This window comes from Sandaracinobacter sp. T42, assembly GCF_059115405.1.
Genome location: NZ_CM181101.1, coordinates 2,177,885 through 2,199,993, shown reverse-complemented (window position 1 = coordinate 2,199,993; position 22,109 = coordinate 2,177,885). Strand labels below are relative to the sequence as shown.

Here is a 22,109-nt window from a genome sequence, read left to right as displayed (position 1 = left end):
TTGCAACGGCGGGCTTCCCTCTCTATAGCCCGCCGTCTGCTGCTGCTCGGAGTCGTGGGTGAGTGGCTGAAACCAGCAGTTTGCTAAACTGCCGTACTGGGTAACCGGTACCGAGGGTTCGAATCCCTCCGACTCCGCCAAAACCAAGTAAAAACAAGCGCTCATGCAGATAGCCCGCCCCAAGAGGGATAGGTCTGTTTGGGCTGAATTTGTCACCCGTTGGGGAGCACCCCTAGCGAGGGCTGTGGTGCTGTTGCGCGCTGGTTCCCGGCGCTGGAGCCCAGCACATGGTGACCACAATGCCGAGCCATGGCATTGTGTTCGCATGGCGATCTACAAATACTTCACCGAGGAAGCGCACGCGCGGGCACTTATCAATAAGGGCGAATTGATGATGCAGCCCCTTTCCCATTTCCGGGCGCGGGAAGCCGATGGGGTTCGAGGAGATCCACGCGACGGCATTTTGACCTATGCTCCGAAGGACGGGCTAGTCATGAATATGGAGGACGGGCGAGTTATCACGCTTGAAGGCGGCAGCTTTAATTCTTCAGTCAATCAGAACGATATATTCATCTATTGTGCCAGCAATATACTGTCCTCCGAACTGGCTGAAAAATTCGGCCCGTTCTGTGTAGAGATACCGGACCCGGACATACTGGTGCGGCGGTTGAAAATGCGAGCGCAGGCCACCTCACAGTTTGATTATGAACAAGTCGTTTGCGACACGGTTGACTACCGTGAGCATAGCAGGGAACCGGGTGCTGATTGGGCGCTCCCCGAAAGGTTGGTCCTCATCAAACCCGAAGGCTTTGCGTGGCAGGGCGAGTTTCGGATCGCAGTCGGTAAGCGCGACACCATGAATGTCGAGAACGTTGTGCTGACGATTCATACAGAACCAGCCGTGCCTGTGTTCGAGCCGGTGCCGCCTCCCATCTTCATAAGGCTAAAATCGCTAGCAGACCACGTCAAGCTCCACCGCTTCTGAACCGATGGGGTAAGCCGTTCACAGCCCGTCGCTATGAAGGGTATCAAGGACCCGGTGGTTTTTGACTTTCGTTGACAATTGAACGCGATTTCAGCAGCCTAGTCCGATGTCGAGCGAGCCTTGGACCGATCAGGAGAACGATCTGATCGTCTCGGATTACTTCGCGATGCTGGCTGAAGACATATTCGGATTTCCGTACAACAAGGCGGAGCACCGCCTTACGCTCCTGCCGTTGCTGAACGGGCGCTCGGAGGGGTCAATCGAGTTCAAGCACCAGAACATCAGCGCGGTTCTGAAGGGGCTCGGCGAGGACTGGATCTCCGGCTACAAGCCTGCGTTCAATTTTCAAATGTCGCTCGTCGACGCGGTGGCGCGTTGGTTAGCAAAAAATCCAGCATGGCTTGGCCGTCTGCCAGACTCGCGCGCGGCGACAGGCCTTCAGGAATCCGCGCCGATCTGGATCGGACCACCCCCAACGCTGTCGAACCAGCCGCCTCCGCAGGAACTGGAGCAAATGTTGCACATCGCTAGGAAGTTCGACGTGGCAGGCCGGGATGAGCGCAATCGCTCCCTTGGTCGCGCCGGAGAGGAGCGTGTTCTGGCGCATGAGTGGGCATCGCTACGATCTGCGGGACGTAATGACTTGGCGCGAAAGGTTCGTTGGGTGTCTGAGGAGGACGGCGATGGCACGGGCTATGACATCGCGAGTTTCACGCCAGATGGTCAGGTGCGCTTGATCGAGGTGAAGACGACGAATGGGTGGGAACGGACGCCTTTCCACATCACTCGCAACGAGCTTGCGGTGGCGGACGAGCGCCGATCCGAATGGTGCCTGTTCCGGCTTTGGAACTTCTCGCGTGAGCCGAGGGCCTTCGAATTGTATCCGCCGCTAGATGTCCACGTCACACTCACGGCCACAGCATTCGTGGCAGGCTTCCACTGATATCAGGCCGCTGGCGTATTCAGTTAAAAATAATGTCCATCTGCTTACCCAAGGCTGATCGGCAACCGCAAAGATGTCGTTCACCGAAAGCGATGGCAGTACGCACCTGATGACGAGGTGATCGATTAGTTTTGGCGAATGATAGCCCCGCTTCACCATTTGGTCCACGAGCTGGACTGAGATCTTCTCGGCCACGAACTTGCCGCGTCTGTTCAATTCTGGGCTAGCCCTTGATACGAATTGTCACTCCCATGTTCATCGATCCTGGCAAGGAAGCCCTGAGCCTGACCGCGAATTTCGGCTTGCTGTTGCGGGGCCATGCGATCCCAGGTTCGATACATCTGGGCCATGCGCGGATTGCCGGCAAAGCGTTCGCGATGGCGCGCCAGAAAATCCCAGTAAAGGGCGTTCAGCGGGCAAGCATTGGCGCCCACTTTCTGTTTCACATCATAGCGGCAGGACCCGCAGTAATCGGACATGCGAGAGATATAGGCACCGCTGGCGGCATAAGGCTTCGATGCAAGCAGTCCGCCGTCGGCAAACTGGCTCATCCCGATCGTGTTGGGTGCTTCGACCCATTCATAGGCGTCCGCATAGACTGCCAGATACCATTGGTGCAGTTCATGTGGGTCAACGCCGGCGAGCAAGGCAAAATTGCCGGTCACCATCAGTCGCTGGATGTGATGCGCATAGGCTTCCTCCCTGGTCTGCCCGATGGCGGCTGCCATGCACGCCATGCCGGTGTTCCCGTTCCAGTACATAGCCGGCAGAGAGCGGAACGCTTCCAGCGCGTTGCGCCTGACGTAATCGGGCCCTTCGCGCCAATAGATTCCGCGCACAAACTCCCGCCAGCCGATAATCTGCCGAATGAAGCCTTCCACCGCATTCAACGGCGCATGGCCGCGGTGAAAGGCCTCCTCGGCCATGCGGCACAGGGCCAGCGGATCCAGCAGGCCCAGATTGATCGCGGGTGAAAAAACGCTGTGATAGAGAAAATATTCCCGTGTCAGCATGGCGTCCTGATAGTCGCCGAAGCGGGGCAGGGCGTGTGAAATGAAGAAGGCAGCAGCCCGTTCGGCATCGGCGCGGGTAACAGGGAACCAGAACGGTTCCAGATCGCCGAAGTTCCCGGCAAAGCGGTCCGCCACCAATGCCAGAACGGCCTTCGTCGTGCCGTCGGGTGCGAAGCGTTGCGGGCGCGGCATGAACAGATCTGCATTCGCGGGCTTGCGATTGTCGTGATCGAAGTTCCACTGTCCGCCGATCGGCTTGTCACCATCCATCAGCAGGCCGGTCTTGTGGCGCATCATGCGATAGAAATATTCCATCCGCAGGGCTTTCCGCCCGTCGGCCCACTCGGCAAATTCCGCTGGGCTGCAAAGAAACCGGTCATCCGGCAGGATTTCGGGCGCGGGGTTCCATAGACGCATGCCTTCAAGAACCCGCCATTCCCCGGGGTGCGTCACCCTGATCCTGTCTGCGCCGTGGCGGTGCATCGCCCGCCGCACTTCCCCGCCAAGGTCGTGCGTGTTGTCGGGGTCGTCCAGCGTGACATAATCGACGGTCCATCCTTCCTGCCGCAATTCGTCTGCGAAGTGGCGCATGGCGGAAAAGATCAGCGCTAGCTTCTTCTTGTGATGGCCCACATAGGATGCCTCAGCCTGCACTTCGGCCATCAGCACGATCGTGTCGGCGGGATCGCTTGCCTTCAGCGCGGCGATGCCGGGCGTAAGCTGATCGCCCAAAATCAGGACTATCGTCGTCATCACGGGCTCCGGCCGCTATCAGTCGCCGCAGGAACGGCTCAATCCGAACCGCTAAGAGAGCTGTATCCATCGGACAAGCTGCCGATCGCTGCGGTATCGGCTGGCTTGGCATTGCCGCCGCGCCGCTGACGCCTTTTCGCAACGCATCCATTCCTCAGGCCCGGGCGCGTTTGCAGCAGGCGGCAGCCCGGCTATAGGTCTGATCCGGTTGAGGGGCACAGTTCATTTTTGAAGGGGTAATGATGAGCAAGGGAATTCCGGGGATGTTCGCTTCGGTCGCGCTGTTCGCGCTGGTGGCTGCTTGCGGCTCGAAGACGGAGGAGCCCGGCGCTGCGGCGCCTGAAGCCGAGGTTTCCGGTTCGGCGCCCGTTCCGGCGGAACCGGCCGCGCCCGTTCAGCCGGCGTCCGCCCCTGTGCCGGAGGTGTTCGCCGAACTCACCGGCGATGCCGCTGCCGGCAAGACGGTGTTCATCCAGTGTCAGGCCTGCCACTCGCTGAAGGAAGGCGAAAACCGCGTGGGGCCATCCCTGCACAAGGTGATCGGCGCAACTGCGGGGCATGTTTCGGATTTCCGTTATTCCGATGCCAACAAGGGCAGCGGGATCGTCTGGACGGAAGAAAAGCTGTTCGAATATCTGAAGAATCCGCGAGCAATGGTGCCTGGCACCACAATGGCCTTCGCCGGCATTGCGGACCCCCAGAAGCGTGCGAATCTGATCGCCTATCTGAAAGCCAACGGCGGAGCTGGCTGACGCCGGCGGCCTTCAGTTGCTGCGCTGGCGGCCGTAAACCTGTGGGGGAATACCCCGTCACAGGTTGAAAGGCAGGCGCGGACAATGGATCTGGGCGGGCATGGCGCGTTCCGAATGGGTTCTTCGCCATCCGTGCGGCAGGACGCGCCGACACGGATCGGCCTGTCCCTGCTGGCAACGGCCTGGGCCGCCCTTGGATCCGGTCGCACGGAAAGTGTCAGCCTTCTGCTCAGATCCGGCGGCCTCATCGAAGGGGTGCTGGCGATCCGGATGGACGGAGCCATCGCGGAAGCCGCGACACGGCCAGGCCACTTCACCCATGCGTTCGCCGTCGATGAGGTGGTGATGGTGCGGCAGATCCCGCGCGGCGGCTAGAGCCCGAAGGCGTCCGCGATCAGCTCGTGGCTGCGCAGCCGGTCCTGATGTCCGTGCAGGATATTCACCAGCATCAATTCCTCGGCCCCGTAGATCGCGGCCTTCGCCTCCAGCGCCGTCCGGCATTCCCCCGCAGTGCCGACGATCGGCCGGCGGGCGGCCGGTGTCGGCACGGGGTTTCGGGCAAGCCAGTCGGCGGCGATGGCCGGTTCGGGCACCGGGATCAGCCGGCCCTGCTGCAGATGTGCGAACATCATCCGCGAAGGCCCGGCAAGCCAGTGCGCGCGCTCACTGCTTTCGGCTGCAACCACCCAGCAGGCCACCATCAGTTGCGGCTGCCGGGCACGGGCCGAGGGCCGGAAGGTCGCTCGATAGCGGTCGGCCAGCTGCGGCACTTCACCCGCAATGAAATCGGCGATGCAATAGGGGAGGCCAAGGACACCGGCGAGGTCCGCGCTGTCGGGGCTGGAGCCCAGCATCCAGATGTCAGGCTTCGCCTCTCCGCCTGGAAGAGTCATCGCCAGATGGCGAAACGGATGATCCTGCGGCAGCGTGCGATCATAATAGGCCATCAGCTCCTGCACCTGTTGCGGAAACTCCATGGCGGTTCGCTGCCGTCGGTCCTGCTGAAGGGCATAGGCGGTCAACTGGTCGGCGCCCGGCGCACGCCCAAGGCCAAGATCCACGCGGCCGGGAAACAGCGCCTCAAGCATGGAGAAGCTTTCGGCGACCTTGAACGGGGAATAGTGCGGCAGCATCACCCCGCCAGTGCCGATGCGGATCTGCTTCGTTTCGCGGCCGATCGCGGCCAGCAGGACTTCCGGAGATGCGGATGCAAGTGCGGGCGTGGCATGATGTTCTGCCATCCAGAAGCGATGAAAGCCACGCCTGTCCGCCAGCGCCGCAAGCTCCAGCGAATTGCGCAAGGCCTGGCCACCGCTTCCACCCTCGGCAATCGGGGATTGATCCAGAACCGATAGTTTCAGGTCCATCAGCGCAATCCCAGCACGTCGCGCGCGATCGCCATCACCCTGTTCCGGTCGGGCGGAAATCCGGCTTCGATCCAGCGTTGCTCCACCTCTGCCAGCCGTCGGGAAACGGCAGGCCCCGGCGCCAGGCCCATTGCGATCAGATCCTTTCCGGAAACCGGCATGCGCGGGCGGACATAGCCCGACAGGGGGCCAGCCCATTGCGCAGCCCGGTCGTCGGCCGTCAGCAATAGCCGATCCTGCGTCGCTGCCGGGCCGATCGAATAGGCAAGCACCCGCGGATCGGCTGGAACGGATGTGCGGCAGGCGGCGTGCGCAAGACGTGCCTTGTCTGCATTGGACAGCTTTAATCTGGATCCGATTTCAGATGCAATAACAGGATCTTCCGGAAGAAGGCTTGCCAGTCGTCTCAAGCTGTCCGGCTGCAGGTGTGCGGCGATTTCCGCAGCGATCAGACGCTCCAGGTCGGCATGCCTCGCAGGCTCGATTTCGGGCAGAACCGGCTTAAGGATCTCATGCGCCAGCATGGCGGAGACGGTGGCTTGGGGGGCGGGCAGGGCCAGCAGCTTCAGCAGTTCATCGCGGATGCGTTCGCGCGAAAGGGCCATCAGGTCATTTGCCCGCATTGCGCAGGCCGAAAGACCCTTGTCATCCAGCTCGGGCGCGAAGCGCGCCGAAAAACGGAAGAACCTGAGGATGCGCAGATGATCTTCCGCGATGCGGGCCAGTGGTTCCCCGATGAACCGGATCCGGCGCGCGGAAAGATCGTCCAGCCCGCCGAACCAGTCGAACAGTTCGCCTGTGAGCGGGTCCGCATAAAGCGCGTTGATGGTGAAATCCCGCCGGGCCGCATCTTCCTGCCAGTCGGATGTGAAGGCCACTTCGGCATGGCGCCCGAATGTGTTTACGTCGCGGCGCAACGTTGTCACTTCATAGGGCGCGCCGCCGGCAACCGCTGTCACGGTGCCGTGGGCAAGCCCGGTCGGCACGGCGCGGATGCCCGCCGCTTCCAGCCGTTCGATCACGGTCTGCGGCGGAAGCCGTGTCGCGAAGTCCAGATCGGATGCGGGCAGGTTCAGCAGCCAGTCCCGTACGGCACCGCCCACCAGCCGCGTTTCGCCCGCTTCGGCGGATAGCGCACGCAACAGCTTGTCCATGCCGGGCCGCCCGGACCACAATGCGGGATCCAGCCTCGTCATGCCAGCCGTGCCGCCAGGTTCACCAGCATCCCCGCAGTTGCACCCCAGATCATCCGTCCTTCATATTCAATCACATAGTATCGCCTGAGCCGGCCCTGCCACTCCGCCTCGCGGAGCAGATGGTTGCGCCTGTCCAGCGCATAGGCCAGCGGCACCTCGAACAGGTCCGCCACCTCATGCGGGTTGGGGGAAAAGGACAGGCCCGGTTCGATTGCGCCGACGACGGGCTGCACCGAATAACCGGTTCCGGTCTGGTAGGGGTCGCCCATGCCGATCACGTCCACGGCCGACGGCTCCAGCCCGATCTCTTCCTGCGCCTCTCGCAGGGCGGCGGCCACCGGCCCTTCGTCAGCCGTGTCGATGCGACCGCCAGGGAAGGCCACCTGCCCGGCATGGTTGCGCAGGTGCGAGGTCCGCGTTGTCAGAAGAAGGCGCGGTTCCGACGCGCGGATTATGGGCACCAGCACGGCGGCAGGGACCAGCAGGCCGGATGGCGTGGTGCCGAAACTGCCGAAATCCTGGTCCCCGGTGAGAACCGGGCTGTCTGACGCCAGCAGACCAGCCCGGACGCGGTCAATCAGCGAAGGCAAAGAAGGCGCCTCCGCTCCACAGGCCCAGCCGCCCGCCCAGCCGTTCCTGCTCAGCCAGTGCCAGGTCGGCCAGCTGATAGAAGACGGGGCGGTTGATCAGGGCATCCAGCGCCCGGTCGGCCGGACCGCGCACATGAAGATAGGGGCGGGGGGAACCATCGGGCGCGGTTTCCAGCCGCAGCGGATGATCGGGCCCGGCCATCACGATGTCGTCCGTCAGCAGGCGGAAGGCGATCCGGCGCTCGCGCCCTTCGCCCTCGCTCAAGGCCTCGACCGCAAGGAACGGCGCATCATCCACCTCGATGTCCAGCTTCTCCACCGGCGTGACCAGTACGAAACGCCCGTCCGCCTCGCGCCTGAGGATGGTGGAAAACAGCTTCACCAGCGCAGGCCTGCCGATGGGCGTACCGCCATGCAGCCAGCTGCCATCAGCGCGGATCCGCATGTCGCTGTGCCCGCAATGGGTCGGGTTCCATTGCTCCACCGGCGGCAGGCGGCGTTCGGCCACGGCCTTTGCGATATCCGCAAGGCTCGCGCGGGAAAGATCCAGCGCCTCCGGCCTGATCGGTTCCGCAGTCGAGACCATGCGCCGGACATGCGGCCGGCCGCACCTGTCGTCAAGCATCGAAGCTGCGAGGTGTGCGGATGCGAGGAGCGCGTAGAGGCCGCCTTCAGGCGGCGGCGCTGCCGACGCCGTGCGCCATCAGTTGGGCGGGCCCGCGCAGACGATGGCCTGCCTTGGCCCGAAGCAGCAGCCTGTCGCGATCAACCGGCCCCGGCAGGATCCATTCTCCGGTATGCTGCGCCGAAAAGCCCCAGCGCCTGTAATAGGGTTCGTTGCCGATCAGCATGACCGGCAGATGCATTGCATCCAGTTCGGCGAGCGCAAGATCCATCAGGCGCACGCCGATCTGCTCCCCGCGCCGGTCGGGGTGGGAAACCAGCGGCCCCAGCAGCGCGATGCGGCGGTTGCCCATCGGGTGCCGCCACTCCAGTTCCCAGCATTCCACGCTGCCGACCAGATCATCGCCGTCCAGCGCCACGAAGCTGGCACGATCGATGCGCGTCGCTGCGGCGCGCAGCAGGCTGGCTGTGCGCTTCTGACGGGCAGGCCCGAAACAGAGGTCCAGAAGTTCGGCCACCCGTTCAGGGGCCACAGCATCTTGAGATAGAAAGTCCACAGGCATGTCCATGCAATTGATTTGTTTCGAGGCCATGAAGGAAGTTTGAACTTCCAGAGGCGGTATCCGAAGCATCGCCCGGCCTGCCTCTTGTCTCTGGGGGCTTCAGCCCCGCCGGATGGCCGCCAGCCACCCGCCCGCCGCGCTGCGCCCATATGCGGGGCGCGCGGCGGTCAGCCGCGTCGCATCAACTGTTTGAAGACGTGACCTTGCATGGTGGGCGCGCGTATAACGACAATCGGGAGGAATGAAAAGACCGATGAAACTCTATGACATGGCAAAGGCCCCCAATCCGCGTCGGGTGCGAATCTTCCTTGCGGAGAAGGGGATCGACATCTCCATGGTGCCGGTCGACATTCCGTCGGGGGAAAATCTGTCTGCGGCCTATCTGGCGATCAATCCGCGCGGCGTGGTTCCGACGCTGGTGCTGGAGGACGGCAGGGTGCTGGATGAAAGCATCGCCATCTGCCGCTATTTCGAAGCGCTCAATCCGGAACCGAATCTTTTCGGCTGCACGCCATGGGAACAGGCCGAAGTCGAGCAGCAGCAACGCCAGATGGAATTCGAAGGCCTTTTCAACATCGCGGCCGCCTTCCGCAATTCAGCCGAAGCCTATTCCGAACGCGGTGCAGCAGGCGCTGCCCCGGCCACGCCGCGCATCCCGGGGCTCACCGAACGCGGGCTTTCGCTCGCCCGGCACTGGCTCGACAGGCTTGAGAGGCGGCTGGAGGGGCGGGACCATGTCGCGATCGATCGCTTCACCATCGCGGACATCACCGCCTTCGTCGCGATCGATTTCGCCAAATGGGTGAACCTGCGCGCCGGGGAGGAGCATCCAAATGTGCTGGCCTATCACGCCCGCATCAAGGCACGCCCGTCCTCAGCCGCCTGACGACGGGCCAGCCGCCGCTGCGTCGTCCGCGCGGTTCAGCCAGCGGGCGCCATGTTCCTCGGCCAGCGCGGCGACCACAGGTGCATCCGGGATCTGCTCGAACCGGAGCCGGTCAGCGCCCTCGTCTTTCAGGCGCCAGCTGAGATACATATGCGGCGCGGCGAAGCGCAGTTCCTGCGCGTCGGATTCCATGTCCGCCCCGAACAGCTGCACCTCGCCCGCGATGCGGCCGCCCACCCACACCAGCGCACGGCGGTTTGTCAGCATGTAATGCGCCCGTGCCCTGGCGCTTGATCGCAGCCAGATGGGAAGGGCGATGATCATCACCATGCCTGCCACCATCATCAGGATCAGCGGCAGCGAGGGATTTTGGGGCTGTCCGGCAAAATGCGAGCCCGCCAGATGCGGCCGGATCAGCTCCATGGCGGTCCAGGTCAGCAGGCTCAGCAGCAGGAGGAAGCCGGCCAGTTCCCACAGCTTGCGCGTTAGCATGCGCGGGCGACCCTGCCACAGGATCGCCTCGCCCTCGCCGGGGGGGGATGGCCGCCGGTTGAGCCGTGCCGGCGCCAGTTCCTCGCCTGCAATCGCTTCGCCGGCCGTCATCAGCGCTCCACGGTCAGGGCAATGCCCATGCCGCCGCCGATGCACAGCGTGGCAAGGCCCTTCTTCGCATCGCGGCGCTGCATTTCGTGCAGAAGCGTCACCAGAATTCGCGCGCCTGACGCGCCGATCGGGTGCCCGATGGCGATTGCGCCGCCGTTCACGTTCAGCTTCGAAGGGTCGATCCCCAGTTCCTGGCCCACCGCCAGCGCCTGGGCGGCGAAGGCTTCATTCGCCTCGATCAGATCCAGGTCGGAAACGCTCCAGCCAGCCTTTTCCAGCGCCTTTCGTGATGCAGGGATCGGCCCCAGCCCCATAACAGCCGGATCGACGCCGGCTGATGCCCAGCTTTTCACCTTCGCCAGCACCGGCGCGCCGCGGCGGGCGGCTTCCGCCGCCGACATCAGCACCAGCGCCGCAGCCCCGTCATTCAGGCCGGAAGCGTTGGCTGCGGTAACGCTGCCGTCCTTCTTGAAAGCGGGCTTCAGCGCCGCCATCGCCTCGACCGTCGCGCCGTCGCGGATATATTCGTCACTGTCCACCACCACATCGCCCTTGCGGCCCTTCAGGGTCACGGGGACGATCTCGTCCCGGAACCGGCCGGCTTTGCGGGCGGCTTCGGCCTTGTTCTGGCTGTGCGCGGCGAATTCATCCTGCGCGAGGCGGCTGATCTGATAGCGTTCCGCGATGTTTTCCGCAGTCACCCCCATGTGGTAGCCGTTGAAGGCATCCCAGAGGCCATCCTTGATCATGGTGTCCACCAGTTCCAGCGCGCCCATCTTCTGCCCGGCGCGCAGCGCCTGCGCGTGGGTGGAAAGGGACATGGATTCCTGCCCGCCGGCCACCATGATCGCATGATCGCCGTTGCGGATCGCCTGCGCCGCCAGCGCAACGCTGCGCAGGCCCGAACCACACACCTGGTTCACGCCCCATGCGGGCACTTCCTGCGGCACGCCCGCCGCCATGGAAGCCTGCCGCGCCGGATTCTGGCCCTGCGCCGCCGTCAGAACCTGGCCCAGGATCACTTCGCCCACGTCCGCGCCGGAAACACCCGCGTCGGCCAGCGCCGCCTCGATCGCGGCCTTGCCCAGCACATGCGCCGGCGTAGTGCCGAAGCTGCCCATGAAGCTGCCCACAGGGGTGCGGCGGGCGGCGGCAATCACGACATCGGTCATCGAAGCGTCCTTTCGGTTCCAGTCACCCCGGGGCAGCGCGCCGCCGTCAGGGCCGTTACCGCCCGCTCTAGCGGCCGTGCAGCCAGTTTGAAAGCGGGCCCCACAGCGTTTCCGCCGCAGCGGAACCGACCACCATGCCGACATGGCCTGACTCCACGTCGCGCCGGTCGATACCGGCGCGCCGCAACCGCGCAGCCGGCGGCACGATCCGGTCCTTCGTGGCGCCGAAATCCAGGATCGGGGCTGCAATCGATGCCGGATCGATCGACTGGCCGGCAACCCGCCACAGTCCGCGCCCGATCCAGTCCGCCCCGAAGGCCTTCAGGAACATGTCCCGCGCGGCCGGAAGGGGCAGGGGGGCGCCACTGTTGGCCCAGTCCTCCACCGCGGCGAACCATCCGACATGCGGATCGTCCGGCGGCCGACGGGCGAGCGCCTCGAACTTCGCCAGAACCGCATCTTCGTCCAGGCTCCAGAACAGCGGATTCAGCAGGCTCACGGGGACTGCGCCAAGGCCTGTCGCCAGGGGCCGGATGGCAGACCATGTCTCCAGCGCGGCGTGTCTGGCCTCGGCGGAGAAACCGTCGAAATGCCAGGGCGCCGCGATCAGGGCCAGCCGGTTCAACCGCGCGCCCAGCAATTGCGCGGCCGCCACGGCCAGCGTGCCGCCCATGCAATAGCCCAGCAGGGAAACCGGCCCCGGCAGTTGCCTCAACAGCGGCATCAGCCGCGCGGAAACCAGCCCGGCCATGCCCAGTCGTCGTTCGCTGCGCCCCATGGGCCCCCAATCCAGCAGCAGCACCCGGTGCCCTTCATCCGCGAGATGGCGGACCAGCGACCGGCCCGGTGCCAGATCCAGCACGGCCGGCGCGTTGATGAGTGAGGGAATCACCACCAGCAGGGGCCCGGTCGGAGGTCCGCCTACATCCAGCAGCCGCACGCCGCCCCTGTGGGCAAGTGCCGGCATCTGCGGCATCGGTTCTGTCTTTGCTGCGGTTTGATACCGGTTCAGTCCGTCCAGAACCGCCCGCAGCCGTTCGGGATCATCGCCGAGCCGGCGGGTGACGAGCGACAGGAACATGGGCAGCGGGTGCGGCCCGCGCCCCCGGCTCTTGCGCTGTTCAGTCATGCGGCTGCCGATGCTGCGCAGCATGGCCGCGCGCGCCGTTTGCGGGCCCTTGCTGCACATGCTAAGTCGGTTGCCATATCATTTTCTCCCGGATCGGAACCCATGCCCCAATCCCCCGAAGGCGATACCGCCCCCGTCATCATCAAGAAATACGCCAATCGCCGCCTGTATGACACGGAAAGCTCCAGCTACATCACGCTCGAGCATCTTTCGGCGATGACGCGCCAGGGCCGCGAGTTCAAGGTGGTGGATGCGAAGTCGGGTGTCGACATCACCCACAGCGTGCTCACCCAGATCATCGTCGAGGAAGAAAATCGGGGAACGACGCTGCTGCCCGTCAGCTTCCTGCGCCAGTTGATCGCCATGTACGGGGATCAGATGCAGGCGATGGTGCCCCACTATCTTGAGGCTTCCATGGAAGCCTTCCGCCGCAACCAGGAACAGGTGCGCAGCACCATGATGGGCATGATGGCTGGCGGGTCGAACCCGTTCGAGGCGCTGGCCCGCCAGAACATGGCGATGATGAAGGCCGCCGCAGACATGTGGGGAACCGCGCCGGGCGCACCCAAGGCCGAAACCGCGCCGGAGGGCGACGACGATGTGAAGGCCCTGAAGGCGGAACTTCGTGCCCTGCAGGCCCGGATCGACAAGCTGGCGAAGGACTGAGGCGGGCCCGCAATGTCCAGCCTTCCGGATGCCGCATGGGCGGAACTGCCATCCGACGTGGTGCGAACGTCGCCCGTGGATCTTGCCCCGCACCTGACGGACTGGCGCGGCCAGAAGACGGGCAGGGCGGATGCGCTTCTTTTGCCGCGCAGCACGGTCGATGTGGCAGAGATCGTCCGTTGGGCAGGCCGGCATGGCGTCGGGCTGGTGCCGCAGGGCGGCAACACCGGCCTTGTCGGCGGCAGCGTGCCGGAACCGCTGGCGGACAGGCCCGTGGCGGTATTGTCGCTGCGCCGCATGGATGCGATCGAAGGCATCGATCCCGCCGGGCTGTCGATGGTTGTCGGCGCAGGCGCCATCCTGGCCAATGTGCACTCGGCTGCGGAACAGGCCGGCTGCCGCTTTCCGCTTTCGCTGGGTGCGAAGGGCAGCGCAACAATCGGCGGGCTGGTTTCGACCAATGCGGGTGGGGTTCAGGTGCTTCGCCATGGCACCATGCGGGCGCTGGTGCTGGGGATGGAGGTTGTCCTGCCCGACGGATCGGTGCTGAACCAGCTGTCCGCGCTCCGCAAGGACAACAGCGGTTATGATCTGAAGCAGCTGCTGATCGGGGCGGAAGGAACGCTGGGTGTCGTCACCCGTGTCGCCCTGCGGCTTGCGCCCGCGCTCAGGCAGCGCAGCACCGCCTGGGCAGGCCTTGCGACGGCGGAACAGGCACTGGCCTTGCTGCGTCGTCTGCGCGCAGAAGCCGGCGAAACGGTTGAAAGCTATGAACTGATCTCCGCCGAGGCGCACGACCTGACCCTGCACCAGATGCCCGGCCTCAGGGCGCCGCTTCCTGGCTCTCATCCTTATCATGTGCTGATCGAGCTCGCCGCGCCGGCCGAGGTGATGGAATCGGTTCTGGCGGCCGCGATCGAGGCTAACGAGGCGGACGATGCCGTGATCGCCACATCAGAAGCCCAGGCAGACGCGATGTGGGCGATCCGGGAATCCATCCCGGAGGCTGAGAAACGAAACGGAGGGGCGGTGAAGAACGACATCTCCGTCGCCGTGGCCGATGTGCCGGCGTTCCATGCCGAAGCCGTGCGCCTTTTGCAGGCTGCCCATCCGGGCGCGCGGGCCTTCGTGTTCGGCCACCTGGGCGATGGCAATCTTCACTGGAACATCCTGCCGCCGGCCGACGCGCCGCCAGGCTGGCTGAAACGGGACGGCGAACAGGCCCGCACGCAGCTGCACGACCTGATCGCGCGTTTCCATGGTTCGATCTCAGCCGAACATGGCATCGGCACGCTGAAAGCGGCCGAGCTTGCGCGGCTTGGCGATCCCGCGAAGCTGGCCGCGATGCGGGCGATCAAGGCGGCTCTCGATCCGCGCGGCATCCTCAATCCGGGCAAGCTCTTCGCCTGACGGCCGCTTGCTTGCGCCCGGCCGGTTGCCGCGCTAGACCCCGGCCAAAATCGGCATGCCGTGGCGAACCACCCGGCATCTTTCACAGCAGCAAGCAGGATTTATAGATGGCCAGCCAACCCGCAGCGCAGCTTCCGCTCTTTTACCAGAACCTGATTCCGCTGACCTCTGACCTGCACGCCAATCACGGCCTCGTCGAACGGACCGATCTGAAGTTCGCCCGCGCCACGCATGCCATCCCGATCACCGTCGATGAATTCGTTTCGGCCCAGCGCAACTATCCGATCGTCTTTTCCGAAGGCTCGGAAGGCGTGCCGCTGGCGCTTGTCGGCCTGCGCGAAGGTGAAAACCTGTTCGTCGACGCCGACGGCAAATGGACCGAAGGTGCCTACATCCCGGCCTACATCCGCCGCCACCCGTTCATGCTGGCTCGCCTGACGCCCGACGCCAACGTGCTGAGCCTGGTGTTTGACGACCTTGCCGGCCTGGTTGCCGAAGGTGCCGAGAACAAGCTGTTCGATGCCGACAAGCAGCCCTCGCAGGTGACGAAGAATGTGCTCCAGTTCTGCGAGCAGTTCGAACAGGCCATCGCGCGCACCAAGAGCTTCATGGACGAACTGAACAAGCTGGGTCTGCTGATGGACGGCCAGGCCCAGATCCAGAACCCGGGCATGGATCAGCCTGCGACCTTCGCTGGCTTCAGGATGGTCGACGAGCAGAAGCTGCAGAACATCCGCGGGGATCAGGCCCGCAAGATGGTGCAGAACGGCATGCTGGGCCTCGTCTATGCACACCTCTTCTCGCTGTCGCAGATGCGCACCCTGTTCGGCATGGCGAACCCCGAACTTCCCGCCGCCTGACAGGTCAGGATTGAAGTTCCCCCCGGCTGGCCTTGCCCGCCGGGGGGGCGCCGACTAGCATCCTGCATCCCTTTCCGTGATGCAGGAGGCAGAAGATGAAGTTCGTCAATTCGATGATCGCGGCTGTGGCGATGTTTGCCATGGCTTCCGCCGCCCCGCTTCAGGCGCAGGCGGCGCCGCTGAATGTGCCCGCCGGGGAATATGGGCTGGACAAGACGCACGGCAGCCTGACCTTCAAGATCAACCACATGGGGCTGTCCAACTACACGGCTCGCTTCGCCAGCTTCGATGCGACGGTCACACTGGATCCCAAGGCGCCCACCAACTCGGCTGTCAGCGTCACCATCGATCCGAAATCCGTCCGCACCGACTTCCCCTTCCCCGAGAAGGAGGATTTCGACAAGGTGATCGCGGAAAAGTTCCTTCAGGCAGGCCAGTTCCCCACGATCACCTTCAAATCGACCGCCCTCAAGGCGACCGGCGCAACGACCGGCAAGCTGACAGGGGACCTGACGCTGCTGGGCGTCACCAGGCCCGTCACGCTGGATGTCACGCTGAACGGGGCGAAGGAACACCCCATGCGCAAGATCCCGGCCCTCGGGTTCAGCGCTACCGGCAGCTTCAAGCGGTCCGATTTCGGCTCCAGCGCGCTGCAGGGCCCGCTGGGTGACGAGATCACGGTGATCATCGAAGCGGAGTTCTTCAAGAAATGAGCGCGGCGCGCAGCCGCTACAGCGCCGCAGCGATCACGCTTCACTGGCTGATCGCGCTCCTCATCATCGGCAACTTCGTCGGCGGACTGCTGATCGAGGGGTTGCTGGAACCTGACGCCACGGCGGCGCAGAAACAACTGGGCTTCACCATCGTGCAACTGCACAAGAGCTTCGGCCTGACGGTGCTGATGCTCAGCCTGCTGCGTCTGGCGCTGCGTCTTGGCACAGGGGTGCCGCCGCTTCCCGCGCACATGACACCTCTGGAACGGCTGCTGGCGAAGGCCACGCATGTCGGCTTCTACGCCGTCATGATCCTTGTGCCGCTGTCCGGATGGCTGATGGTGTCGGCAAGCCCGCTGGGCTTCCCCACGCTGTACTTCGGCCTTTTCGAATGGCCGCATCTGCCTGTTGCCGCCAGCGCCGAAATCAGCGGCGCGGCATCCGAGGCGCATGAAGTGATGGCGTTCATCGGGGCTGGCCTGTTCGTGCTGCACGTCGGTGGCGCGCTCAAGCATCATTTCCTCGACAGGGATGATGTGCTGGCACGGATGCTGCCGTTCCTGCGCAAGTCGGTCGGCTGATGCGCACCGTCACCGTTTCCCTGCTTCTGCTGGCGGCTGCACCGGCGGCCGCCAGCAACTGGGCCGTGGTACCGGCGCAGTCGAGCATCCTCTTCACGCCCGTCTGGAATGGCGAGCCTGTCGAGGGCCGCTTCCCGAAGTTCACGGCAGCCATTCGCTTCGATCCGGCGAAGCTGGCCGAGGCCCGGGTGGATGTGGCCATCGACCTGTCGGCAGCCACGACAGGTGACAGGACCGTGAACGGAAGCCTGCCGGGCCCGGACTGGTTCGACGTGAAGACGAGCCCTGTCGCGCGCTTCCAGTCGACAAGCATCACACAAGTGAAGCCTGGCCAGTATCTGGCGAAGGGGACGCTCGGCCTGCGTGGGGTCAGCGTGCCGGTCTCGCTTCCCTTCACCCTCGCGATCAAGGGCAACACGGCCGTCATGACAGGCCAGACCGTGCTTGATCGCCGGCAATTCAGGATCGGAATGGAAAGCGACTCCCCGGGGGCATGGGTCGCCTTTCCGGTTCCCATCAGGATCCACCTAACAGCGACCCGAAAGCCCTGACACGATTATGACCAGATATGATCACCCGACTCCGCTCGAAACGGTGTTCGAACCCAGCTGGATGCCGGATCTGCTGTTCCGCACCGCAGCGCGGCTGCCGGACGCGCCGGCAATCGACTTCATGGGCGCCGTCATCTCGTACGGAGAGCTGGCGAGCCGGGTGCGGAAGGCAGCGGCGGGCTTTCGGGCCATCGGGGTTGGACCGGGGTCGACAGTGGGCCTGTTCCTGCCCAATTGCCCCCAATATGTGATCGCCGCCTATGGCGCCTGGACGGCGGGGGCCAGGCTCGCCAATTTCTCACCGCTCTATACGGTCGACGAACTCTGCCACCAGGTGGAAGATAGCGAGGCCGACGTGATGGTCACGCTGGACGTGAAGGCCCTGTTGCCGTCGATCGAGGCCGTGCTGAAATCGACCCGCCTGAAGACGCTGGTGATCGGAAACGTGGCCGAAGCCTTGCCGCCGGTGAAGTCGGCTCTCTACCGGTTGTTCAAGCGCGGCGAGCGGAGCCGCTTCGATCGGGATGACCAGCATATCCCCTTTGCCAGCCTGCTGTCCGGCCCCGAATTCCAGCTGCAGGGGCTGTCGCCCACGCCGGATGAAGTGGCGCTGCTGCAATATACGGGCGGCACGACCGGCACCCCGAAGGGCGCCATGCTCACCCATACCAACCTGTCGATCAATGCGCAGCAGGTGAACGCCATCGATGACAAGCCGGACGCACCGGACCGGATCCTGGCGGCCCTGCCGCTGTTCCACATCTTTGCGCACACCTGCATCATGAACCGCACCATCCTGAAGGGTGCGCAGATGGTGCTCTTGCCGAAGTTCGAAGTGAAGGCCGCGCTGGAAGCCATTCAGCGGACAAGGATAACGGCACTTCCCGGTGTGCCCACAATGTATCGTGCGCTGCTCGATCATCCCCAACTCGGCCGTTATGATCTCAGCTCCATCCGCATCTGCATCTCGGGCGGGGCGCCATGCCCCGAGCCGCTTCAGAAGGCTTTCGAGGCCGCGACGGGCGCCAGGCTGATCGAAGGCTATGGCCTGACCGAAAGTTCGGGCGTTGTGTCGGCCAACCCTTATTCGGGCGGCAAGCCGGGCACCATCGGCCAGCCGCTGCCCGGCACGGAAATCCGCCTGCTGGACAAGGATGATCCCGCGAAGATCGCAACCCCCGGCGAGAGCGGGGAGCTCGCCTTTCGTGGCCCCCAGATGATGAAGGGCTATTGGAAACGCGACAATGTCGGTGTCTTCCAGGACGGTTTCCTGCGGACGGGCGATGTCGCCGAGGTCGACGGGGATGGCTATTACCGCATCGTTGATCGCCTGAAGGACATGATCATCGTGGGGGGCTTCAAGGTCTTCCCCAGCCAGGTGGAGGATATGCTCTACTCGAATCCGGCCGTGAAGGAGGCCATCGTGGTCGGCGTGCCGGATCCCTATCTGGGCGAGAGGCCGAAGGCGTTCGTGACACTCGCGGATGACGCGACCGTTGGTGCCGAGGAACTGCTGAAATGGCTGAACAGCAACATCGGCAAGCATGAGCGTGTCGTCGCCGTGGAAATCCGCGACAGCCTGCCCAAGACGATGATCGGAAAACTCAGCCGCAAGGAACTGGAAGCGGAAGAGCGGGCGAAGGCCGGGGCGTAAGTGCCTGGGGCCTAGCGCCCCGCCTCCCGCCGGGGCTGCTGTTCAAGGAAGCGCAGCGCGGACAGGACATGCGCTTTCACGCCCGTCTTCAGCGCGGCCTCGTTCACGGTGAAGAAGGGGCTGTGGTTCGGGTGGGTATCCCGCGGGGCAACGCCGTCAGGGCTGATGCCCAGGAAGTAATAGACTCCGCCTACCTCGTTCATGAACAGGCTCACGTCCTCGGAAACGGTCACGGGCGGGGCGTCCGGGGCGATGCGATCCGTGCCGCCAGCCGCCTCTGCCAGCGGGCCGGCGATCCAGGTCGACAGTGCCGGTTCATTGCTGGTGAGGGCGCCGGCGGTCGTGAAACTGACATTCGCCTCTGTGCCATGGATGGCTGCGATCCCTTTCACCACCTGTTCGATCTGGCCCTTCAACTGGTCGCGCCGGGCAAGGTCGAATGTCCGCAGGGTACCGGAAAGTTCGGCCTTGTCGGGAATGATGTTGTGCCGAAGCCCGGCATTGATGGTGGCGATCGTCAGAACCGTCGGCGTCTGCGTCGGATCGATCGTCCGCGTCACCAGCCGGTTCAGCTCGTGAACCGTCGTCGCCGCCTGGCCGATCAGGTCCGTCCCGCGCCAGGGTACGGCGCCGTGGGTCTGAGTACCCGTCAGGGTGATGCGCACGGTGTCCGCCTCGGCCATCAGCGCGCCCGGACGCCACGCCAGCGTTCCGGCCGGCCCCGGCCACACATGGATGCCGAACACAGCGTCCGGTCGGGGGGCGGCAAATGCGCCTTCCTTCAGCATCAGCCGGGCGCCGCCTTCCTCGCCCGGCGGCGGCCCTTCCTCGGCCGGCTGGAACACAAGCACGACAGTGCCCGGAATCTCGGCCTTCAGTTTCGAAAGTACCTCTGCCGCCCCCAGCAGCATCGCCACATGCGCATCATGCCCGCAGGCATGCGCCACTGGAACCGTTGCGCCATTGTAGCTGCCGGTCGCCTGGCTTGCGAAGGGAAGGCCGGTCGCCTCCTTCACGGGCAGCGCGTCCATATCGGCCCGCAGCGCGACCACGCCGCCCGGTCTGCCGCCCTTCAGCACGCCCACCACGCCGGTCACACCCACCTTCTCGCGAACCTCGAAACCCAGTGCCTTCAGATGCTTCGCCACAAGGGCAGCCGTGCGGACCTCCCGGTTGCCCAGTTCGGGATGCTGGTGGATATCCCGCCGCCAGTTGATCACCTTCGCCTCGACTGCGTCGGCTTCCGCGGCCACCCTGGCAAGCGGAACGGCTGCGGCGGACGGCGCTGAGATCAGCAGGGCGGCTAGGGCGAGCTGGCGCAAAAGAGGGCTCCTTACAGTCTGTCGGCCGACGCTAGGACGCCGCTGAAGTGCGGGCAAGTGCTGCAGACGGCTTGACCGGTCAACCGCCGCCGTCCAAAGGCCCATGGTGGAGAGTGTATGGCCGCAACTGACGATATTTCCTCGCTGAGTTTCGAAGCGGCGCTGCAGCGTCTGGAAGCGATCGTGAAGCAGCTGGAATCCGGCGATGCCCCGCTGGAAGCCGCGATCAGCCTGTACGAGGAAGCGCAGTCGCTCAAGGCGCATTGCGAGGCCCGGCTGTCCGCTGCGGAAGCCCGCATCGCGCAGCTCCAGATCGATTCCGAAGGCCGCCCCACGGGCGAGGCCCCGTTCCAGGGCTGAACTGACATCATGCAAGTAAATCATCATCTGAAGCCCGCGCTCGAAGCGATCAGCGAAGCCGTTGATACGCGCTTCGACCGCTTGTTCCCCCTGCCCGAAGATCCCCGGCGCCGCCTGTACGAGGCGATGCGCTATTCCGTGATCGGTGGCGGGAAGCGGATGCGCCCGCTTCTGGTTGTCGCGGCCTGCGATCTCTTCAACGTCGACAAGGAGCGCGCACTTCGCGTGGCGCTCGCGATCGAACTGGTTCATGTGTACAGCCTGGTTCACGACGATCTGCCCTGCATGGACGACGACGACCTGCGCCGGGGCAAGCCGACGGTGCACAAGGCCTTTGACGAAGCGGTCGCCGTTCTGACCGGAGACAGCCTGTTTGCCGTCGCGTTCGAGCTTCTGGCCGACGAAGCGACGCATGAGGATCCCTTCGTCCGATCCGAACTGGTGCTGGAACTGGCGCGCGCATCCGGCCCGGCCGGAATGGCCGGCGGGCAGATGATGGATCTTGAAGCGGAAGCGACAACGTTCGATCTGCCCACCACAACCCGGCTCCAGCAGCTGAAAACCGGTGCGCTGATCGGTTTCGCGGTGGAATCCGGCGCCATCATGGGCAAGGTCGGCCCGCAGACCCGGCTGAAGCTGCGGGGCTATGCCAGGGATCTGGGGCTTGCATTCCAGATCGCAGACGATCTCCTTGACGTGGAGGGCGATGCCCAGGCCGCGGGTAAGGCGCTGCGCAAGGATGAAGGGCGGGGCAAGTCCACCTTCGTTTCATTGCTGGGCGTCGATCGGGCGCGCAGCCAGGCCGAGATGCTGATCGATCAGGCCATTCACCATCTCCAGGGGTTCGGCCCGGAAGCGGATCTGCTGCGCGCCATCGCCCGTTTTGCAATCGAGAGGGACCGCTGATGCGGATCGGCGTTTACCCGGGAACATTCGACCCCATCACGCTGGGGCATATGGACATCATCGCGCGCGGCGCGAAGCTGGTGGACAGGCTGATCATCGGCGTGGCCACCAACCCGTCCAAATCCCCCCTGTTCACACTGGATGAACGCGTGGGCCATGTCCGCCGTGAAACGGCCGGGATCGGCAATGTGGAAGTGGTGTCTTTCGATGCCCTTCTGATGCATTTCGCGGAAGCGCAGGGCGCCTCCATCATCGTTCGCGGGCTGCGCGCCGTCGCTGATTTCGAATATGAGTTCCAGATGGCCGGCATGAATCAACAGCTGAACGCGGATATCGAAACCGTGTTCCTGATGGCCGATGTCGCCCTCCAGCCCATCGCCTCGCGGCTGGTGAAGGAAATCGCCTCCTACGGCGGCGCCATCGACAAGTTCGTCTCGCCGGCCATCGCCGCCGAGGTCAAGGCACGTATTGCCGCCAACGCGGTAAGGGGCTGATTCCTTGTTGTTCAGC

General features: G+C 64.4%; 25 protein-coding genes and 1 tRNA gene. 16 read left to right on the top strand and 10 right to left on the bottom strand.

What is annotated here, in order from left to right; all coding sequences use genetic code 11:
- The first annotated feature begins 48 nt into the window (after positions 1-48).
- The 3 genes from ACW9TV_RS10725 (at position 49) to ACW9TV_RS10715 (ending at position 1,928) form a co-directional block, all read left to right on the top strand.
- A tRNA-Ser gene (locus ACW9TV_RS10725) sits at positions 49-140 on the top strand.
- Between the two features lie 185 nt (positions 141-325).
- Positions 326-985 (top strand): hypothetical protein, encoded by a 660-nt coding sequence (locus tag ACW9TV_RS10720; RefSeq protein ID WP_494303469.1) that lies wholly within the window; start codon positions 326-328, stop codon positions 983-985.
- Positions 986-1,091: 106 nt separating this feature from the next.
- Positions 1,092-1,928 (top strand): protein NO VEIN domain-containing protein, encoded by an 837-nt coding sequence (locus ACW9TV_RS10715; RefSeq protein ID WP_494303468.1) that lies wholly within the window; start codon positions 1,092-1,094, stop codon positions 1,926-1,928.
- Between the two features lie 212 nt (positions 1,929-2,140).
- On the opposite strand, the gene ACW9TV_RS10710 is transcribed toward ACW9TV_RS10715, so the two are convergent.
- Complete coding sequence (locus ACW9TV_RS10710; protein ID WP_494303467.1) at positions 2,141-3,694, bottom strand: cryptochrome/photolyase family protein; 1,554 nt, start codon at positions 3,692-3,694, stop codon at positions 2,141-2,143.
- A gap of 242 nt (positions 3,695-3,936) precedes the next feature.
- Between ACW9TV_RS10710 and ACW9TV_RS10705 the strand changes: the two genes are divergently transcribed.
- Positions 3,937-4,446 carry a c-type cytochrome gene (locus ACW9TV_RS10705; protein ID WP_494303466.1) on the top strand — a complete coding sequence of 170 codons (510 nt, stop codon included), beginning with the start codon at positions 3,937-3,939 and terminating at the stop codon, positions 4,444-4,446.
- A 114-nt stretch (positions 4,447-4,560) separates the two neighbouring features.
- The gene (locus tag ACW9TV_RS10700) at positions 4,561-4,821 is read left to right on the top strand and encodes a hypothetical protein (RefSeq protein WP_494303465.1); all 261 of its coding nucleotides are present in this window, start codon (positions 4,561-4,563) and stop codon (positions 4,819-4,821) included.
- Here ACW9TV_RS10700 and ACW9TV_RS10695 read toward each other — a convergent pair.
- The 5 genes from ACW9TV_RS10695 to ACW9TV_RS10675 all read right to left on the bottom strand — a co-directional run bounded on the left by ACW9TV_RS10695 (position 4,818) and on the right by ACW9TV_RS10675 (position 8,741).
- A complete protein-coding gene (locus tag ACW9TV_RS10695; protein WP_494303464.1) occupies positions 4,818-5,813 on the bottom strand; it encodes an LLM class flavin-dependent oxidoreductase in 996 nt (331 codons plus the stop codon). The two genes, ACW9TV_RS10700 and ACW9TV_RS10695, sit on opposite strands and share 4 nt — an antisense overlap.
- Positions 5,813-6,967 (bottom strand): CCA tRNA nucleotidyltransferase, encoded by a 1,155-nt coding sequence (locus ACW9TV_RS10690; RefSeq protein WP_494303463.1) that lies wholly within the window; start codon positions 6,965-6,967, stop codon positions 5,813-5,815. Before ACW9TV_RS10690 ends, ACW9TV_RS10695 begins: the two co-directional genes overlap by 1 nt.
- 38 nt (positions 6,968-7,005) lie before the next feature.
- Complete coding sequence (locus ACW9TV_RS10685; protein WP_494303462.1) at positions 7,006-7,599, bottom strand: CoA pyrophosphatase; 594 nt, start codon at positions 7,597-7,599, stop codon at positions 7,006-7,008.
- Entirely contained in the window at positions 7,583-8,185 is a 603-nt protein-coding gene (locus tag ACW9TV_RS10680; protein WP_494303461.1) for a DUF1285 domain-containing protein, read from the bottom strand. The genes ACW9TV_RS10685 and ACW9TV_RS10680 overlap by 17 nt, the downstream gene beginning before the upstream one ends.
- An 85-nt stretch (positions 8,186-8,270) precedes the next feature.
- Positions 8,271-8,741, bottom strand: a complete 471-nt coding sequence (locus tag ACW9TV_RS10675) for a GNAT family N-acetyltransferase (protein ID WP_494303460.1) — start codon at positions 8,739-8,741, stop codon at positions 8,271-8,273.
- A 286-nt stretch (positions 8,742-9,027) separates the two neighbouring features.
- On the opposite strand from ACW9TV_RS10675, the gene ACW9TV_RS10670 reads away from it, so the two are divergent.
- A complete protein-coding gene (locus tag ACW9TV_RS10670) occupies positions 9,028-9,672 on the top strand; it encodes a glutathione S-transferase family protein (RefSeq protein ID WP_494303459.1) in 645 nt (214 codons plus the stop codon).
- On the opposite strand, the gene ACW9TV_RS10665 is transcribed toward ACW9TV_RS10670, so the two are convergent.
- The 3 genes from ACW9TV_RS10665 to ACW9TV_RS10655 form a co-directional block, all read right to left on the bottom strand.
- Positions 9,661-10,275, bottom strand: a complete 615-nt coding sequence (locus tag ACW9TV_RS10665) for a hypothetical protein (RefSeq protein ID WP_494303458.1) — start codon at positions 10,273-10,275, stop codon at positions 9,661-9,663. The two genes, ACW9TV_RS10670 and ACW9TV_RS10665, sit on opposite strands and share 12 nt — an antisense overlap.
- Positions 10,275-11,447: an acetyl-CoA C-acetyltransferase gene (locus ACW9TV_RS10660; RefSeq protein WP_494303457.1), complete on the bottom strand. Its 1,173-nt coding sequence runs from the start codon at positions 11,445-11,447 to the stop codon at positions 10,275-10,277. Before ACW9TV_RS10660 ends, ACW9TV_RS10665 begins: the two co-directional genes overlap by 1 nt.
- 67 nt (positions 11,448-11,514) lie before the next feature.
- Positions 11,515-12,600 carry an alpha/beta fold hydrolase gene (locus tag ACW9TV_RS10655; RefSeq protein ID WP_494303456.1) on the bottom strand — a complete coding sequence of 362 codons (1,086 nt, stop codon included), beginning with the start codon at positions 12,598-12,600 and terminating at the stop codon, positions 11,515-11,517.
- 78 nt (positions 12,601-12,678) lie between these two features.
- Between ACW9TV_RS10655 and phaR the strand changes: the two genes are divergently transcribed.
- The 7 genes from phaR to ACW9TV_RS10620 all read left to right on the top strand — a co-directional run bounded on the left by phaR (position 12,679) and on the right by ACW9TV_RS10620 (position 19,011).
- Positions 12,679-13,242, top strand: a complete 564-nt coding sequence (gene phaR, locus ACW9TV_RS10650) for a polyhydroxyalkanoate synthesis repressor PhaR (protein ID WP_494303455.1) — start codon at positions 12,679-12,681, stop codon at positions 13,240-13,242.
- Between the two features lie 12 nt (positions 13,243-13,254).
- Positions 13,255-14,652 (top strand): FAD-binding oxidoreductase, encoded by a 1,398-nt coding sequence (locus ACW9TV_RS10645; RefSeq protein ID WP_494303454.1) that lies wholly within the window; start codon positions 13,255-13,257, stop codon positions 14,650-14,652.
- 107 nt (positions 14,653-14,759) lie between these two features.
- On the top strand, positions 14,760-15,512 hold the full coding sequence (locus tag ACW9TV_RS10640; protein ID WP_494303453.1) for a SapC family protein: 753 nt from the start codon (positions 14,760-14,762) through the stop codon (positions 15,510-15,512).
- A 95-nt stretch (positions 15,513-15,607) separates the two neighbouring features.
- Entirely contained in the window at positions 15,608-16,225 is a 618-nt protein-coding gene (locus tag ACW9TV_RS10635) for a YceI family protein (protein WP_494303452.1), read from the top strand.
- Positions 16,222-16,806 (top strand): cytochrome b, encoded by a 585-nt coding sequence (locus ACW9TV_RS10630; protein WP_494303451.1) that lies wholly within the window; start codon positions 16,222-16,224, stop codon positions 16,804-16,806. Before ACW9TV_RS10635 ends, ACW9TV_RS10630 begins: the two co-directional genes overlap by 4 nt.
- Entirely contained in the window at positions 16,806-17,357 is a 552-nt protein-coding gene (locus ACW9TV_RS10625) for a YceI family protein (protein WP_494303450.1), read from the top strand. The genes ACW9TV_RS10630 and ACW9TV_RS10625 overlap by 1 nt, the downstream gene beginning before the upstream one ends.
- A 7-nt stretch (positions 17,358-17,364) precedes the next feature.
- Positions 17,365-19,011: a long-chain-fatty-acid--CoA ligase gene (locus tag ACW9TV_RS10620; RefSeq protein WP_494303449.1), complete on the top strand. Its 1,647-nt coding sequence runs from the start codon at positions 17,365-17,367 to the stop codon at positions 19,009-19,011.
- Between the two features lie 11 nt (positions 19,012-19,022).
- Here the strand turns inward: ACW9TV_RS10620 and ACW9TV_RS10615 are convergent, their stop codons facing one another.
- Positions 19,023-20,333 (bottom strand): amidohydrolase, encoded by a 1,311-nt coding sequence (locus ACW9TV_RS10615; RefSeq protein WP_494303448.1) that lies wholly within the window; start codon positions 20,331-20,333, stop codon positions 19,023-19,025.
- Positions 20,334-20,450: 117 nt separating this feature from the next.
- On the opposite strand from ACW9TV_RS10615, the gene ACW9TV_RS10610 reads away from it, so the two are divergent.
- Genes ACW9TV_RS10610 through coaD form a run of 3 tightly spaced genes read left to right on the top strand, consistent with a single transcriptional unit; the run spans position 20,451 to position 22,093 of the window.
- The gene (locus ACW9TV_RS10610) at positions 20,451-20,693 is read left to right on the top strand and encodes an exodeoxyribonuclease VII small subunit (protein WP_494303447.1); all 243 of its coding nucleotides are present in this window, start codon (positions 20,451-20,453) and stop codon (positions 20,691-20,693) included.
- Positions 20,694-20,702: 9 nt separating this feature from the next.
- Complete coding sequence (locus tag ACW9TV_RS10605) at positions 20,703-21,599, top strand: polyprenyl synthetase family protein (protein ID WP_494303446.1); 897 nt, start codon at positions 20,703-20,705, stop codon at positions 21,597-21,599.
- Positions 21,599-22,093: a pantetheine-phosphate adenylyltransferase gene (coaD, locus tag ACW9TV_RS10600; RefSeq protein ID WP_494303445.1), complete on the top strand. Its 495-nt coding sequence runs from the start codon at positions 21,599-21,601 to the stop codon at positions 22,091-22,093. Before ACW9TV_RS10605 ends, coaD begins: the two co-directional genes overlap by 1 nt.
- The last annotated feature ends 16 nt before the right edge of the window (positions 22,094-22,109 follow it).